The organism is Aquirufa rosea, assembly GCF_004118285.1.
Taxonomy (GTDB): domain Bacteria; phylum Bacteroidota; class Bacteroidia; order Cytophagales; family Spirosomataceae; genus Aquirufa; species Aquirufa rosea.
This window is the reverse complement of record NZ_SDHY01000004.1, coordinates 80,883-97,999: the sequence shown is the minus strand read 5'-3', so window position 1 is coordinate 97,999 and position 17,117 is coordinate 80,883. Positions and strand designations below refer to the sequence as shown.

Here is a 17,117-nt window from a genome sequence, read left to right as displayed (position 1 = left end):
GGGGGTTATTAAATGGAAATACAAAGGTCGGCTTTTTTTCAGTTAAATGAAATTATGGTCTTAATTTCCCTGCTTTGAAGGGATAAACAAGCTTAATATTCCATAAAAATGGTTTAGATCCTTCTACCTTTGATTCAAAGGTTTTATTTATTGTCGATTTAAATATTATTGGAAAATCACTCATTCTTAAGCTAAACTCTGAAGTCAAATAATATCCCTCTTTTCCGTCGATGTTCAAGTAATAAAACTGTGGAGTAATCCCAACGGTAGCTTTTTTACTTATTTTAATTTCTGAGATGTCGATGTATAAGGTGACAAAGTTTAGAGCGTTTAAAGTAGCTGGGTTTAATCCATGAGATCTTAAAAAATATATTCCCATCGTTAAGTGTTTGGATATTTGATACCTAGGGAATAATTCTAATACCCAATAGCGGTCCGTTTTTTGAATTTGAAGTGAATCTTGGGTCCTTGGTAGAGGGATAGATACAAAATTGAGGCCTAAATGGGTACCAACATTCATACTAAATTTTGATTGCTTGGGGCTGAGATTATAACGAAACCAAAATAAGGAATACCAAGGTTTTGCCTCTAATGAGAACGCCAATTCGGGATCAAAACTAAATCTACCTTTTGAAATGGACATGTTAAATACTGAAGCAGGTTTTTCTAATGAGAAGGAAGGCACTATGGATATTCCATTATTCGTAATCCCTATGGAACCACTAATTTGAGTAGCTTTGTCATCTTGTAACTCTTGAGAATATAAGGAAAGAGGTTGAGTTAATAATAGACAAAATAGATATACAATGGCATTTTTCATTTCTACTTAAATTGATTTAAATTGTAAAATTAGATCAGTGCAGTTATAAATGGCTGATAAATTTTACGGTAATACTTACCATTTTACAGGTGTATGGAACAAAGGAAGTTTGAAGAGGAAAGTCGTATCAGAAATATGGATTCTGTTGATTCATTTAATAGGTATAATGATCATGAGACTATAAACCCTTGGATAAGTATATTAGATTTTTCTAAAACTACTCCTAAATTCCGTGAGTGGATAAGAATGGGCTTTTACTGCATCATGTTGAAAGATATTCACTGTGGGGATTTAAAATATGGTATTAGTCAATATGACTATGATGCAGGAACGCTCTTGTTTTTTGCGCCTAATCAAATTTATAAAGTGGATAAGGTGGGAACTCTGTCCGTTCCTCAGGGATTATGCTTGATATTTGATGAGGAATTAATTCGTGGGACTTCCTTGCACAAGCAAATTCATAATTATTCCTTTTTTTCTTATGAGCATAATGAAGCCTTGCATGTAGATGAAGAAGAAAGGAATAATTTGGTCGATATTTTGGGTAAAATTAATCAGGAAATCAGCCCTAAATTCGACAGTTTAAATAAGCAAATAATTATTAACCAAATTGAACTTTTATTGGCTTATTGTAGTCGATATTATCAAAGACAATTTACAAGTAGACAGCCCTTACATCAACATATTTCTGATAAATTTGCAGAATTGGTTAGGGAATATATAATGACTGGTAAATCTGACGATTATGGCTTGCCAAGTGTCCATTATTTTGCAGAAAAATTACATTTATCTACCAATTATTTAGGGGATATTATTAAGAAAGAATCGCATCAAACGCCGATGGAAATGATGCACCAAATTATGATTGATCAGGCAAAAGAATTATTGCATGATTTTGAGAAAAATATTAATGAAGTTTCTTTACAATTAGGATTTAGCTATGCGCCCCATTTTTCCCGATTTTTTAAAAATAAAGTCGGAATAACTCCCTTGGATTATCGACGAAATTTGAATCGATGATTTTTATCTCATATGTTTATGGGATCCATCGCAAGTGGGCATTTTTTGGGAAAGGCCACATATACAATCCCCCAAACCTTTGCCCATCAGTATTCGTCCCTTATTTTTTTCAATACGCGCCAATCTGGTAGATTCTTGTTTTGCCTCGGCAAAATGAATTAAATACATCCTTTGTCGGCCCGGACTTAATTTGGCAAAGGCCGATTTAAGAGCTTCATCTTCCATCATGGCTTCTTGAAACTCTTTGGGAACCGCGTAGTCTTCTATTTTTTTTAGGGCGACCTTCTCGCCGGATTTCTCTACCTCGATTGCCTCTTTTATATAGGCTTTAATCAATGATTCTTTCGACAGAATATCATCGATATTTCGGAATCGAATTTGCCGACTTGATTGGGTATTTTCTCCTGGTTTAGTAAATACCTTTTCGGAATCTTTTAGAAGCACCCCTTTAAAAAATAGGATGGCGAAGTATTCTTTAAAACCTTGTAGAATGACCAAATTAGAATTTTCAAAAGAATAGCAAGGAGAACCCCATTTCAAATCCTCGTCTAATTCCATTTCCAATAATAAACTTCTAAGTAAGCTTAATTCAGCCTGCCATTTATTTAGTTGGACTAAAAAGGCATCTACTTTTGGACTCATAAAATGATCATTTTTTCTAAATTAAAAAGATGTTATAACAAGTCCGATTGATACAATTAACTAGCAAATTATTTGTAGGAGAGTCCATGTCCAAAGGAGAATAATCCATAATCTGGTCCTTCCATATAACCAGGCACATCGGATTTATTTTCCTCTACGACTTTCATATTTTTAGGGGTGCTAAAGGGCATTTTTCCACTAGGGTTAAATTTACCTGTAATAATATCTAACAGGGCATCTTGTGTGGTTCCAAAAGTGGCAAGCAGGGAATGGGTATTTTTATGGTCAATTTCCTCAATGACCCAAGGATTGGTATAATTAATGGCAACGATCGTCGGTTTGCTATTAATCAACTCATTGACATGTGCCACATCAATCCGATTAGCGGATAATCGCAAATCAATTTTTGTACCTTGAGAACTAAATAGGCCTCCTCCATTGGGAATTAGCCATACCACAATCACGTCAGCGTTTTCTTTACGATCCACAAATTCCAGGTCTGGATAATTTGGTTTAGCGACTTTGATGATATCTGAATTTCTACCCGTATTAAAATAGGTCTCGAAATATACTTTGGTTTTCTTTTTAAGCGGTAATACCTGTTGGTCATTGCGCAAAAGAACGATAGATTTGCGTAAGGCCAAGTTGGCCAATTCAGTCGATTTTTTATCTCCTATGATGGAGGAGGCGGCCTGTACGTCCACGTAGGGATTTTCGAATAAGCCTAGTTCAAATTTTTCTGTTAATAATTTAGCGACCGAATGGTTGATTCTTTCTTCCGTAACCATGCCTTTTTTAACCGTTTCTAATAAGGTACGAGGATCAGCGGCTCCTGAAAATATATCAACGCCCGCATCAATAGCCTTTTTATATCTTTCGGGAATAGTTAAATTTTCTACTCCCCAAGGCATCATTTCAATAGGACCTGTATCTGAATTGATGATACCATGAAAGCCCAATTTTTTTTGTAATAATTCGTCAATCATCGCCTTATTGTAGGAGAAACCCACTTCTTCAAATTCTTTGCCTTTAGGGGCAGAATAATAAGGCATAATAGCAGAAGTACCAGCAGCTATGGCTGCTTTAAATGGCTTGACGTGGTAATCAAACATACCTCCCGGATAATGAGCAAACTTTCCCCAATCAAAATGAGAATCTTGTCCATCTACTTGAGGGCCTCCACCTGGAAAATGTTTTGTGGTCATGGCCACGGAATGTTGACTTAATTTTTTCCCCTGAAACCCAAGAATGATTTCTTGAATCATGCGGGAAGTTAAATCCGCATCTTCCCCAAAAGTGCCTTCTACTCTTTGCCAACGAGGTTCTGTGGCAAGATCTGCCATATACATGTAGCCTTTTCTTAAACCTACTGCCTTCCACTCTTTGGCGGCAATCTCTGCAAATTGACGGGTAAGATTGAAGTCCCTCATGGCGGCTAAGCCCAATTCTCCTGGCCATTTAGAAAATGCGGTAAGCCCTACACTCAATCCAACGGAGGCATCTGTGGTTACGTGATTTCTTGGATTGGATGCAACAATGGCCGGAATTCCTAGACGGGTTCCTTCACACAATGCTTGAAGGTTATTTGACCATTTGGCCATAATTTCCGGGGAAGCATTGGCACGTAAAATGAAATGTCTCAAGTGAAATTCTTTCACACCTTTGCTTGTTCCTGCTGCCGCCATGTTGGGAGCGCCCAATGGTTTTCGGGTGAACATATTGGTGTTTTGAATTAAATCTTCCTCATTAAAGCCGTCATTGATAGGAGTAGCCGGGCCAGCGGAAGGCGCCCCTCCAAATACATTATCACCTCCCATGCGGGTAGTGCTGATGAGCATAAAACCCACCTTTTCTTCTAAGCTCATTTGAGAAAGTAGATCTTTTACTCTGGGCCCCACAGGTAAGCGCCAATCCTCATAAGGGTCTAGCTTCTTGTTCTTATTTAAATCCTTAAACTGCAGTTTTTCTATCTGAAGGATATCCAGGTTTTTATTCCCCAATGGTACCTGTTGGATTTTTTGTTGAGCTTGAATTTGACTGTTGGATAGCAATACTAGAAAACCAACAAGGATTGAGTATGAATACTTTGATTTGAGCATGGGTAGGCTGTTTTTGAGTAAAAGGAGTAAAAGGATGATTTCTAATCGCTTAAGCGTAAGAAATTTTATAATTATTGGAGGGGTTATCATTAATTGGAAGCTTTGTCAGGTATATTAAAATTCGCTTCCTATATTGTAGCAATTAGATACAATATAGGCTACAGGTCTTGTATCATCACTGAATAATACAAATCATATGAAAAAATGGATCCTATTATTGAGCTTATTCTGGATGCAAATTCCATTGAAAGCTCAGCCACCTCGTCCTCCAGCTACGCCCAATGATACATTAAAATCTGTGGAATATAGAGTAGATGGACGTCTCACTTTTCGAATCTATGCGCCAAAGGCCAGTCAAGTTACGGTAACGGGAGACTTTGCTAAGGAATATGGTCCTAAGAATTTAGTAAAAAATGAAATTGGGGTTTGGACATATATTACTCTGGAGAAGGTAGTGCCTGATATTTATACCTATGATTTTATAGTGGATGGCGTCAAAACTCTGGACCCTAAAAATACCTTGATTAAAGAAGGAGAAAATGCGTATTCCAATCTCATAGAAATCCCAGGTGCTGCCTCTAAATATGCTTCTTTTCAGGATTTTCCTCATGGTAAATTGGAAAAGGTTTGGTTTCATTCAAAAGTAACGGGTAAGACTACACGTTTTCATGTATACACTCCACCAGGCTATGAGAAAATGAAAGAAAAGTTACCAGTCTTGTATTTACAACATGGTGGAGGCGATAATGATGCATCTTGGTCCAGCGCAGGCAGGGCTCATATTATTATGGATAATTTATTAGCCGAGGGAAAGTGCAAACCCATGCTAGTTGTTATGCCTATGGGCCATCCATCAGCAGGTTTTTATATGAATCCAGGATTAACGGAAGACCCCTATTACCGACAGATGTTTGAGGAAATCATGCCCCTTGTCCATTCAAAGTATGCAGTATATACGGATCGATGGCATACCGCTTATGCGGGGCTTTCCATGGGAGGTTTGCAAGCATTGAACATGGCTATTTTCGCCCCGGAAAAATTTGGCTATGTATTGCCTTTGAGCACTGGATATTTTCCTCCTCAGATTAAAATGCTTGAGGAAAAGTATGCTTCAGCTTTAAAGAATCCTGAAATCAATCGCTTAAAATTATTTTGGATTGCTATGGGAGGAGAGAAAGACATTGCCTACAATAATGGCTTAGCTGTTAATGCCTTATTTGATCGATACGGCATTAAATACCAAACAAATACCTATGATGCAGGTCATACTTTTATTACTTGGCGTCATAATTTAGTTGAATTTGCACCTTTACTTTTTAAAGATTAATGACATGAAAAAAACACTATTACTTGCGTTGGGTTTAATTTGGGCAAATGTCAGCTTTGCTCAAGTAAGTTCTTCAAAACACCTTCCTATTATAGATGTGCATGTACATGCGATGAAGGTTAATCCAAATTTTGCATCTGATATGTCGCCCTGGTTTTTAAGTAATATGCCAGGTACAGATCCTAATGAACCCATGCCTAAATTTTTGAGTGCAGATGGGGCTATCATGTTGAAAGCCGCTAAATCCGATCAGGAATTTCAGGATGAATTAATGAAAACCATGAAACGCTTGAACATGACCATTGTGGCTTCAGGAGACCCTCAGGTGATTCGCAATTGGAAAAAAGCAGCAGAACCAGGTAGGGTAATTCCTTCCATTGGTTTTAATTCCGCTAATGGAATATCTGTTCAGGCATTTGAAGATTCATTGAAAACAGGATTTTATAAGGTGGTAGGAGAGGTAGGTCTTCAATACCAAGGCTTATCTCCTAGCGACCCTTCGGTGGATAAATATTTTGAAGTAGCTGAGCGTTTGAATATCCCAGTGGCTATACACATGGGAACGGGAGGAAATGGCATGGCTAATTTAACATCCCCTAAATACCGAGCCTCTTTAGGGAATCCACTTTTATTGGAGGATCTTTTGGCTAGACATCCTAAATTGAAAGTATGGGTCATGCATGCCGGATATCCAATGATCGATGAAATGATTGCTTTGATGGGGGCTAATTCACATGTGTATGTAGATCTGGCAGGAATGATTTGGAGCTATCCATTAGAAGAAATCCATCTCTATTTGAAAAGATTGGTGCAGGCAGGTTTTGGCAAGAGAATTATGTATGGCACGGACTTAATGGTATGGCCAAAATTATTGGAAACATCCATTGGCGTAATTGAAAATGCCAACTACCTTTCTTTTGATCAAAAAAGAGATATTTTTTTCAATAATGCAGTTCGCTTTTTCCGATTGGATCCGACTAAATACCAATAGTAAAATATGAAATAAAAAAGAGAGGTCACATACGTATGACCTCACTTTTTATGCCTTATTTAAACTGAAATATAAAGGGAAATAAAAAGCATACAATACCCGCCCAAATGATATAAACCGGTATAAAGTTGACAATACTTTTTCCTACGTCTTGAAGCTCCGATTTTTGTTGTGACGTTTTTAATAGGGCTTTTCCCACTAATATCAAGTGAATGAAAATCAGCAAGTTGCTACCCAATACGGCCATGCGGTTAGGAGTTATTCCCCATTCTATAATTCTAAAACAAATGGCAGATAAGGCGATACCATTGACGAGTATGGTCAAAATGGACAAACCCAATAAAAGCCAAATTCGGCCATGGGTTAATTCATTTTTTTCTGTTTCTACCATGGAGAATAATATAAGGGCCATGACTCCAACTAAAAGTCCATTGAAAATCAATAAAAATTCACGGTTGGTATAAGGGTCTTTTCCCGTGTAAAGCATGGCAATCAAATAGATGAACAAAAACACAAATACTATGGGTGTAAAGATTTTTGCAATGGTTGGTGAAACATTTTTTACTAAAGCAGGATTATTTTGTATTAGATAATTTCCAACGATGGGAATAGCTGATAAGCCACTAACGATCACATATTGGCCATAAATTTCTTTTATATCTAGTCCAATGATTTGAAAAAGGCCTAAGGAAATGACCGTAAATAGTCCTCCAGATAAAAGAATGATGGCGCACACGACCAATAAATCACCATGCAGACGTAAAAAATCTAATTTTTGGGAAAGAGCACCTTTCAAACCTTTATCCAAATAAGCATATGCCATAATTGACCACAGGATTAATGGAAGGTGTAGGCAGGCTAAGGTAACGGAATCAGAGGGAAAATGGGGAAGAAAATTAATGTATATGACGGATATTAAGGTGATTAAGGCAGATATCCAGATTTTTGAAAGTGGGAAATTTTGTTTCCATAAATAATAGGCACTTATCCCAGGAAAGACTACAAAAGCAATATTTCTTTGGAAGAACAAATCCTGTTCCCAACCTGTTATTTGAGGAATTTGTGAAATGATAGCGGCAATTAAAGCGGAAATTCCCACAAAAAGGATTTCATTTTTATTCCAGTTTGCTTGTGTCGTTTGATGGTAGTTTAATCTTTCATTCCAACACCGCAAATAGGCCTCATTTGGATGTTCCACAAAAACGTGCTTAAACTCTTTTTTGAAGAGTGAGGAATTAGATCGATAGAGTTTTTCCAACTCCGCTGGATTTTTTAGGTTCTGTTCTATTAAGTCTTTCATGTTCGCCACTGGGCATTTATTTGGTTAACAGATTGGGAGAATCTCCAATATTAAACGGGTAGAACACAATTATTTTAAATCCACTTGAAAACGTAAATAAGTGGCGATATATTCTAAAAGGTTAAAAAATATGTTGAATGGTAAATAAAAACAAATTAAAGGATAATACAGATTATATGATTCCTTCCCACCACCTAGAAAATACTTGATTATTCCTATTTAGATAAACCACTTCTCCAATTTTAGGAGTTATAATGGGGATTTCTTGTTGCTGACTATTTCCCCATAATAGTTTCATGGGCTCATCCCAAGGGTGTACGCTTAATTTAAATTTTGAATTATGGCCAGCAAAGATTTTTTTGGCTTGTAATTCTTGTGCCACGGTAAAAATTTCTTCTGGCATCAGATGTATGTACTTCCAAGCTTGGTTGTATTGCCCCTGTTCAATTAAAGCTAAATCAAAAGGTCCATATTGTTCTCCAATGGATTTGAAATGACTATCATAGCCGCTATCACCTCCTAAAAATAAATTATATTGATTGGTTTTTAGGACGAAAGACACCCATAGTGTTTTATTTCTTTGTATCCCTCTTCCTGAAAAATGACGAGCAGGAGTAGCGGTTATTTGCCAGTCTTTTTCCAAGGTTATGGACTCATGCCAGTCTATTTCACTGATTAGGTCGGGGGAATATCCCCAATGCTCCAAATGTGCCCCCACGCCTAAACCGCAAATGACACGCTTCACCTTGTTTATAATTTTTTGAATGGTAGCATAATCCAGGTGATCATAATGGTCATGGCTAATTAGTAAGTAATCAATATCAGGTAATTCCTCGGCAGTGAGCGGATCCGTACCAGGAAAGGAGGAATTCATCCAAGAAAATGGGGCAGCAAAGCCGCTTAAAACGGGATCGATAAGCAGTGTTTTGCCTTCTATCTGAAATAAATAGGAGGAATGTCCTAACCAAATCATATAATCTTCCGAGGAACTAATCGAGGCAAGATTAGGCTTGAGGGAAGGAAGGGCTATGGACGGTTTGGTTCTATGATTGGAACTCGTCATGACGCGAAACATAGAGCCTATTTTATTATTTTCCTCTGCAAAGGTGGGAGTGTAGGAGAGATTTTGAAATTCCCCGTTGTTGTAATGAGGAGAATTTTGAATTCGTTGAAGTCTCTTGCCTTTGGGATTTGCCCCCCAAACTTTTTTGTTCAAGGTATAGATTGAACCCAGAGAGACAGTGGTTAAAATTCCTAAATAGCCTAGCATGCGTCTTCTTTTCATCATTGGGAGGCAATTTACTGTTTTTATGAAAAGGATTTGCTGTCCGCTTTATTTACCATTAATTTGTTGCAAAATTTTCCCTTCATGATTTCACATCTATTTCAATCTAATCCCCCAATTTCTTCTTTTCAACCGTTGGATTTAAGCAAAAACAATACATTATTGACCAAGGAGATTTATCAAGATCTGGCTCAATTTTCTGCTTTTATTCAAGAATCTTTAGGTGATAAAAAATGGGGTATGGGTGGCTATTTGGAGGATCGCGCCATCTATGAAGTGTACGATAATTTTGAGACATCGGTGCAGGATTATAGAAGTATACATTTAGGTATTGATATTTGGGCGGAGGCGGGAACGAGGGTTTTATGTCCTTTAGATGGAATTATCCATAGTTTTCAAGTGAACGCAGGCTTGGGTAATTATGGTCCCACCATTATATTGGAGCATGATGGTCTAGGAGAAAAATGCTTTAGTTTGTATGGACATTTAGCCATTGCTGATTTGGAAGGGCTATTTCCTGGACAAAAAATATTGGCGGGGCAAGTGCTGGCACACTTGGGAACTTCCGCAGAAAATGGATCTTGGCCTCCCCACCTACATTTTCAATGGATTCGTGATTTGCAAGGAAATGTGGGTGATTATCCTGGGGTTTGTTCTGCTCGAGATCTAGCTTTTTATGCTCATAATTGTCCAGATCCTATGAGTATTAAACTGGATTAATAAATTAAAAACAAACGAAATTGTTGATTCATAGCTCCCTTAGACTGGAGGAATATCATTTTTTGTTCAAATCTATTCTCTTACCTTTAATCTTCAATTTAGGGAGTGGCTAGGGTAGCTAGTCGTATCGAATTATGAAAGGTAAATGCTTTGTTTTGGTTGGTTTAATCATGCCAATTTGCTTGTGGGCTCAGGAAGAGAAGGCCTCCAAATATGTAGAAAAAATCAGGAATAATGAGGCCGAATTAACGGCTTTTATGGCTCAAATGCCTAAGGGAGGAGATTTACACCATCATTTTAGTGGCTCCATTTACGCCGAGCCACTTTTGGAAAAGGCCATAAATTTAGATTATTATGTAAATCTTGAAACAAAGGCAGTCGCCAAAGAAAAACCAACCATAGGTAGTTGGGAAAAATTTTCTGTACTAGCCGCAGAGGGTAAATTGGAGTCTCTCAAAAATGAAATTTTGCGCAGGTGGTCAGTCAAAGACTACTTTCCAGGATTTTATCCATCTGATCAATTGTTTTTTGAATCATTTGATAAATATTTACCTGTATTAAATGACGAATATGCGCCTGGAATGTTGGAGTTGAAAAATCGGGCCAAGGCAGAAAATGTGAGTTATATTGAAACCATGTTTTCTCCCATTTTCTCTCAAGTGAGATTGGATGAATTAACTAGATATGATTCACAACTCAGGAATTTGGCAAGACAGTCTGACCGACAAGGGGTACTTAATCTTTTGGAGAAAATTTATGCCGAATTACAAAAACAGGAGAGTTTACAACAAACGGTACTATGGAATAATCAATTCATTCAGCGTTTGCATGATAGTTTGCAAATAGATGATGATCAATTCACCATGCGCTATCAAAAATATGTGTTAAGATTTAAGAATCCGGTGGAGTTGTTCTCCGATATTGTCATCAGTTTTATGTCGGCCCAATCCAACAAATTAATAGCAGGAGTCAATATAGTTGCCCCCGAGCATGGAGAGGTTTCGATGCAGGATTATCATTTACACATGCTTATGTTTCAATTTTGTCATCAGAAATTCCCTCAAGTAAAATATTCTTTGCATGCGGGAGAACTGGCCTTAGGACAGGTAGCCCCAGAAGATTTGACATGGCATATAAATGAAGCTATTTATACAGCTAAGGTCAATCGTATCGGACATGGAGTAGATATGCCCTATGAAAAAAACAGTTATGAATTGCTCCGCTACATGCAACAGCAACAGATCCCTGTGGAAATTAATCTTGTGTCAAATCGTTTTATTTTAAAAATTCAAGCAGATAAGCACCCCATCAAATTATATCACGATTTTCATGTGCCTTTGGTTATCAGTACAGATGATGCGGGTGTATTGCGAACCAGTTTAACCGAGCAATATGTGTTATTGGCTAAATCCTATCCGTTTTTGAGTTATTCCGACATCAAGAAAATAGTCATGAACAGTATTGATTTTAGTTTTATTCAGGAGGCGTCATTGAAGCAAAAATTGAAACAAGATTTACTAAGAAGGTTTAAAGAATTTGAGGCTAAAATTCCCTAAACCTAGACTTCGAAATAGAGAAAAGAATGATAAGAATGGAATCAATGTGGTGAAAAGGCTACTAGTTTTTCTAGGTTTTACCTTTCCGATTTTGGGTCAACAAGATTCCACTAAAAAGTCGGCCCTTCATCTGTATGCCTATGCGGAAGCGTATTATTTACTGGCTCCATCCAACACAAGCCCTTACTTAAAAGACCCCATTTTTTTTAATCATTCACAGGCCAATCAAGTAGATTTAAACTTAGGAATTCTTGGAATGGCTATCAAAAAAGGTCCTATTAATGTGCAAGTTTCGGGAATGTTGGGAACATATGCCTTAAGAAATTATGCCCATGAGCCATTGATTTGGAGGAAAATTTATGAAATGAATATAACCTATCAATTAGCCAAAAAATGGTCCATGCTGGTCGGCATATTTCCTTCACATATAGGTTTTGAATCAGCTAAAAATGCAGAAAACTGGACTCTTAGTAGAAGTTTTGTCGCAGAAAATTCTCCTTATTTTGAATCGGGAATAGGTTTTTACTTTAAACCGAATCCTGCCTGGACTTATTCCTTATTCGCACTAAGAGGATGGCAACAAATTCAGGCTTTTAGGCCAGCTTTGGGGACACAAATTGTGCATCAAGCGGCTAATTCGTGGACTTGGAATTCAAGTGGTTTTATAGGAGATGAGGGGAATGGACTTCGGCTATTCCATGATTTTTATGTGTTAGTTCCTTTATCTAAAAATCTGACAGCCATACTTATTTCGGATATTGGCTATCAAAAGGATTTTTGGCATGGAGAAGCGTTAATGATTCAAGCTATACTTAGTGATAAATGGAAAGTGGCAGGTCGCATAGAACAATTTTCTGATGAAAAATCCATTCTTTTAAACCCTCAAAATGCTATCCAATCGGCATCCATTGGGGTGAATTTTAGCCCATTCCCGAAAATATTATTGCGAACGGAGTGGAGAGTTTTACAAGCTAACAATCAAAAATCTGACGTACATTCACCTGAGTATTTGTTCGCCTTGGTGCTGGGGAAATAGTCTGAAAATTAGCGGGATACATAAACTCTTTTAAACGATATGATTATAGAAATAGCTGTTTTATATGTGAAATTGGGTCAAGAAAATCAATTTGAATCTTACTTTAAGTTAGCCAGTCAATACATCAGCGCGATTTCTGGATACATTTCACATCAATTACTGAAGTGTCTGGAACAAGAAAATAAATATATCTTAAGGGTGCATTGGCAAAATTTGGAGGATTATACCATTGGTTTTCGACAATCACCTCAGTATGCCAAATGGAAAGAATTATTGCATCATTATTATGAGCCTTTTCCTGTAGTGGAGCATTACCAAGAAATTAATTTGACATGATAAAACGCGTAGATATTATAGATTTTTTAAGGGGGCTGGTGGTCATACTGATGCTCTTGGATCATGTCCGAGATTTGTTTCATGTGCATTCCATCGATCAATCGCCAACGGATTTGGCAGTATCTCCTCCTTCGGTTTTTTATACTCGCTTGATTACCCACATTTGTGCTCCCATTTTTGTTTTTTTGGCAGGCAGTTCTGCTTATCTATTGCGGACTAAAATTCAAGAAGCCAAGCCATTTAGGAATCACCTTTTTCGTAGGGGTGCTTGGTTGATTATCTTAGATTTTACCTTGGTTAATTTCGGTTTATTTTTTGACATCAAATTTGGTTTAGTATTGGTTGATGTACTAAGTGCCATTGGATTTTCAATGATCATTCTAGGATTAGTAAATCGTTTCTCAACCCGTCAAGTTTTCTGGTTGGCATTGCTGATATTTGCTTTATGTCAAGGGGCTTTTGTAAGCCAATTAGCCTTGTTAAAACCGCTCTCATTTTTATATAGTCCTAATGCCTTTCCCTTGGCAAATGGCACCTTGTTGGTAGTTGGGTATCCTCCAGTAGCTTGGTTAGGTTTTTGTTTGTTGGGCTATGCTTTAGGGGATTATTTTTTAGGAAAAGCCCCCATAAAATTTTGGCAAATGGGATTGATTTGTTGGGCCTTATTCTTACTTATTCGATACCTTCAAATAGGAGGGGATAGTCCTTGGAAACTGGAGGCTGATGATCATTTGACACTAATGTCATTTTTGAATGTGTCCAAGTATCCGCCTAGCCTTAGTTTTGCCTGTCTAACTTTGGGAACTTTGTTTTTTCTAGCTAGTGTGTTTCCTCTAGTAAAGAAAAATTGGGTAGAATTTATCAGTGCTTATGGAAGGGTTCCCTTGTTCTTTTTTATTAGCCACTGGTTTGTTCTTCATTTGATTTTATTCGTATTGATTTTCCGACAAGGCTTTACTTGGGCTGATGTGGAATTCGGGTTTCAATTAACCCGCCCTAAAACATTTGTTGGTTTAAGTACGGCACAAGTATATGTCCTGTGGATGCTGGTTGCGGCACTTTATTATCCTTTATGTCGATTTTATTTTGGCCGACAACAAGGGAAGAAATAATGAATTAAAGCCTCCACTTGATTCCTCCATTGATCATGAAGCCATCTAGCGGAGCATAGATATCTCGGAAATTAGGATTTGATCTTGGACCGGTGTAAATGGTATCAAATTTGGTTTGTCTGACATCTAAAAAATTCTCAAAATTGATATATATTGACATGTTACTCCAGAATTTTTCAGCCATAAATCCTGTGAGCCAATAATCCTTACCCATGCTTCCATCGCTTAATAATTGTTTACTAAAATAGTAGGCTTCCAAACCAATTTTCCATTTCTTATCCAATTCATATAAGAGCACGGAATTCAATTTGTGGCGAGGAGTAAGAGGCTTTTCTTCGTAGATGTTTTTTAGATGTAATCTGGTGTTGGTATAGGTATATCCAAGGAAAAGATGGAAGTTTTGATACTCCATTTTCACATTTGTTTCAGTGCCTTTAGAATCAATATGGCCTGCTGAATTAACTAAAAATTCATACTGACCATTTCCTCGGTTTTCCATGAGTAATGGACTTTCCAATAAGGTATAAAAGAATAATTGATTGACACTAATATGTAGGTCATCCGTTAGGTAGCTTTTGTAATTAAAATCAAAATTTATGCCTTTACTTTTTTCGACTACATTGACTTTTTTATTGATGGGGAGCACATTTTGGTATTGAATTTTCTCACTTTCTTCTGTAAAAATGGTGGGAGTTTTATAGCCAAACCCACCACCTATTCGAGAACTAAATTTTTCAGAAAAACTAATTAAGGCAGAAGCTCTAGGTAAAAGTTGCCAGCCATAATCATACACATAATCACCTCGGAATCCTGTTTCTACATTTAACCATGGCAATACTTTAGCCGAGTTTTGGGCAAATAACCCCACTGTCCCTTGGGTGTAATTTCTAAGTGGAAATGCACTTACCCGAACTTCATTAAATACATCTGTCCAAGCATTGGCGCCCAAGACCCATTCGCTTTTTTCTTTAAAATTAGAGTAAGATAATTCAGAAAACGTTGCGTATTGGGTGCCGTCAAATCGGTAATTCGGAATGTTGATTTTCCGATTGAAATAGCTGACACTGTTTTTCAAAGTCAAAATTTGTTGACTTGAAAATTTATGTTCCCAAGTAAATTGTGAAGAGATGCGATTCGTCTTATTCAATTCATAGTATAAATGTTCCGACTCAATTTGGCCATCGATGTAATGCATATCCCCTCCGAGTCTATTTTCGTGGGACATATTTAAGCCAACAATAATTTTATTTTTCTCGTTGGGGTATACGTAAATTTTAGGGTTAAATGTAATTCGATGAAATTGAGGAATGGCTGATAAGTCAATTTGGGCAGGATCATAAGGTGCGTTTTGACTATAAGAGGCAAATAGGGTGGCCCCTATTTTTTGATTTCTCTTGGCATAATAGGTATTGAAATCCAGCCCCTTGGCAGAAGTCAGGTTCAAATGAAAGCGTAAGTCTTTTTCTTCAGTTGGGTTTTTGGAGATTAAATTGACTAATCCGGCTATAGCCCCTCCGCCATACAAGGTGGACGCCGAGCCTTTAATGATTTCCACTTGTTTTAAATCTAGTGGAGGAATTTGCAAAAGACCTAATCCACTGGCAGCACCAGCATATAAAGGAAAACCGTCTTTTAAAAGTTGGGTGTAGCGGCCATCCAATCCTTGAATTCGAATGGATGAGTTGGCTGATATCGCAGAGGTTTGTTGAACTTGTATACCCGTACTTTCACTTAAAAGCGTACGAATATCACCAGATTTCATATTGCTTTTTTCATTGATTTCTTCGGCACCTATAAACTCAATGCGCGTAGGAATATCATGGATAGTACGCGAGCTTCGAGTAGAGTTTACGACGACCTCTTCCAGTTCGTTATGAATTGGAATCATGAATACCTCCAATGGATTGATGGGTTTTAGCAAACCAATGGTTTGTATAAAATTTTGGTATCCTATATAAGAGATTTCTACGGTAACTAAACTATCCTGTAAAGACGGGAAAATACTGATGCCATTATTGTCGGATATTTGGTTTTGGGTATTGTTTTCTTGTGATACCCTGATACTAGCATTTACCAAGGCTTTGTTGTTTTCATCTTTGACAATTACCTGTAGGCTTCTCTGGCTAAAAACCAGAGAATGGCAACAGAATAGTATGAGAACAATTAGTATATGTTTCATCAAAGGCGAAAAATCCCTCAAAGTTAAGAGATTATATATATTTATTCGTTTGGGGCCTAATTTTAAGAATTGCCTATTCATCTGACAAGTAACAACAAAAATTTATTGAAAAATATATTAAATTTATTGTTTTTCAATAAATAATGATTCATCTTTGTCAAACAATCAACACAAAAGATGATTAAGATGAAAACAGAACGTATTTTAACAATCCTGAATGTATTTTCATGGATAGCATTTATTGGCATTTCTATCAAATGTGGAGCACTCATTTTCACCTATTCATTAAGCTTATTTAATGAACAAGTGGCCAAAGATCTTTATGAAGGATTGAACCTATATGATTTGAAAAAAGAAAGTTTCTTGGCTTACACTTTGACGCTTTTTTTACAAGTGGCTACTTTAGCCATCAAAGCTTATGTGGCTCAGCAGGTAATTCAGGTCCTGTCAAAAATTAATTTGAAGAGTCCCTTTGACATGGAAGTGGCTCAACGAATAGAAAAAATCAGTTTCCTGATTTTGAGTATTTGGATTATTTCCTTGGTGTCGATGCTTTATCAGGAAAGTTGGGGCTTAGCCAAAGCGGATTGGAATGGAGGTGAAACCTTGTTTCTTTCTGGCTTGGTATTTGTGTTTGCTCAGATATTTAAAAAGGGAGCTGAAATTCAATCTGAAAACGAATTAACCGTGTAGT

15 protein-coding genes are annotated in these 17,117 nt (G+C 37.1%); 9 read left to right on the top strand and 6 right to left on the bottom strand.

All coding sequences use genetic code 11. The annotated features are described in order from the left end of the window. Positions 1-52 precede the first annotated feature (52 nt). Positions 53-820 carry a hypothetical protein gene (locus ESB04_RS07570; protein ID WP_129027132.1) on the bottom strand — a complete coding sequence of 256 codons (768 nt, stop codon included), beginning with the start codon at positions 818-820 and terminating at the stop codon, positions 53-55. A 93-nt stretch (positions 821-913) separates the two neighbouring features. On the opposite strand from ESB04_RS07570, the gene ESB04_RS07565 reads away from it, so the two are divergent. Further along, the gene (locus ESB04_RS07565) at positions 914-1,840 is read left to right on the top strand and encodes a helix-turn-helix domain-containing protein (protein WP_129027131.1); all 927 of its coding nucleotides are present in this window, start codon (positions 914-916) and stop codon (positions 1,838-1,840) included. A 3-nt stretch (positions 1,841-1,843) separates the two neighbouring features. Here ESB04_RS07565 and ESB04_RS07560 read toward each other — a convergent pair whose 3' ends face one another. Further along, positions 1,844-2,482, bottom strand: coding sequence for a DUF1801 domain-containing protein (locus ESB04_RS07560; RefSeq protein WP_129027130.1), 639 nt, complete (start codon positions 2,480-2,482; stop codon positions 1,844-1,846). A gap of 68 nt (positions 2,483-2,550) precedes the next feature. After that, the gene (locus ESB04_RS07555) at positions 2,551-4,581 is read right to left on the bottom strand and encodes a glycoside hydrolase family 3 protein (RefSeq protein ID WP_129027129.1); all 2,031 of its coding nucleotides are present in this window, start codon (positions 4,579-4,581) and stop codon (positions 2,551-2,553) included. Positions 4,582-4,777: 196 nt separating this feature from the next. Between ESB04_RS07555 and ESB04_RS07550 the strand changes: the two genes are divergently transcribed. Together ESB04_RS07550 and ESB04_RS07545 are read left to right on the top strand one after the other, a co-directional pair. Further along, positions 4,778-5,908 carry an esterase gene (locus ESB04_RS07550; protein WP_129027128.1) on the top strand — a complete coding sequence of 377 codons (1,131 nt, stop codon included), beginning with the start codon at positions 4,778-4,780 and terminating at the stop codon, positions 5,906-5,908. Between the two features lie 4 nt (positions 5,909-5,912). Continuing rightward, entirely contained in the window at positions 5,913-6,899 is a 987-nt protein-coding gene (locus ESB04_RS07545) for an amidohydrolase family protein (RefSeq protein ID WP_129027127.1), read from the top strand. A gap of 55 nt (positions 6,900-6,954) precedes the next feature. Here the strand turns inward: ESB04_RS07545 and ESB04_RS07540 are convergent, their stop codons facing one another. Both ESB04_RS07540 and ESB04_RS07535 read right to left on the bottom strand, forming a co-directional pair. After that, positions 6,955-8,199, bottom strand: a complete 1,245-nt coding sequence (locus ESB04_RS07540; RefSeq protein ID WP_129027126.1) for a hypothetical protein — start codon at positions 8,197-8,199, stop codon at positions 6,955-6,957. Positions 8,200-8,371: 172 nt separating this feature from the next. Beyond that, positions 8,372-9,487, bottom strand: coding sequence for an MBL fold metallo-hydrolase (locus ESB04_RS07535; RefSeq protein WP_129027125.1), 1,116 nt, complete (start codon positions 9,485-9,487; stop codon positions 8,372-8,374). A gap of 81 nt (positions 9,488-9,568) precedes the next feature. Between ESB04_RS07535 and ESB04_RS07530 the strand changes: the two genes are divergently transcribed. The 5 genes from ESB04_RS07530 (at position 9,569) to ESB04_RS07510 (ending at position 14,244) form a co-directional block, all read left to right on the top strand. Then, on the top strand, positions 9,569-10,204 hold the full coding sequence (locus ESB04_RS07530; protein ID WP_129027124.1) for a peptidoglycan DD-metalloendopeptidase family protein: 636 nt from the start codon (positions 9,569-9,571) through the stop codon (positions 10,202-10,204). A gap of 134 nt (positions 10,205-10,338) precedes the next feature. Then, positions 10,339-11,760 carry an amidohydrolase family protein gene (locus ESB04_RS07525; protein WP_205749488.1) on the top strand — a complete coding sequence of 474 codons (1,422 nt, stop codon included), beginning with the start codon at positions 10,339-10,341 and terminating at the stop codon, positions 11,758-11,760. Between the two features lie 49 nt (positions 11,761-11,809). Next, a complete protein-coding gene (locus tag ESB04_RS07520) occupies positions 11,810-12,796 on the top strand; it encodes an outer membrane beta-barrel protein (protein ID WP_164969618.1) in 987 nt (328 codons plus the stop codon). A 39-nt stretch (positions 12,797-12,835) separates the two neighbouring features. Next, the gene (locus tag ESB04_RS07515) at positions 12,836-13,132 is read left to right on the top strand and encodes an antibiotic biosynthesis monooxygenase family protein (RefSeq protein WP_129027122.1); all 297 of its coding nucleotides are present in this window, start codon (positions 12,836-12,838) and stop codon (positions 13,130-13,132) included. Further along, positions 13,129-14,244, top strand: a complete 1,116-nt coding sequence (locus ESB04_RS07510; protein ID WP_129027121.1) for a DUF1624 domain-containing protein — start codon at positions 13,129-13,131, stop codon at positions 14,242-14,244. The genes ESB04_RS07515 and ESB04_RS07510 overlap by 4 nt, the downstream gene beginning before the upstream one ends. Positions 14,245-14,248: 4 nt before the next feature. On the opposite strand, the gene ESB04_RS07505 is transcribed toward ESB04_RS07510, so the two are convergent. Next, the gene (locus ESB04_RS07505; RefSeq protein ID WP_129027120.1) at positions 14,249-16,423 is read right to left on the bottom strand and encodes a TonB-dependent receptor; all 2,175 of its coding nucleotides are present in this window, start codon (positions 16,421-16,423) and stop codon (positions 14,249-14,251) included. A gap of 186 nt (positions 16,424-16,609) precedes the next feature. Here ESB04_RS07505 and ESB04_RS07500 point away from each other — a divergent pair, with 186 nt between their 5' ends. Beyond that, positions 16,610-17,116, top strand: coding sequence for a DUF2975 domain-containing protein (locus tag ESB04_RS07500; RefSeq protein WP_164969617.1), 507 nt, complete (start codon positions 16,610-16,612; stop codon positions 17,114-17,116). Position 17,117 lies beyond the last annotated feature (1 nt).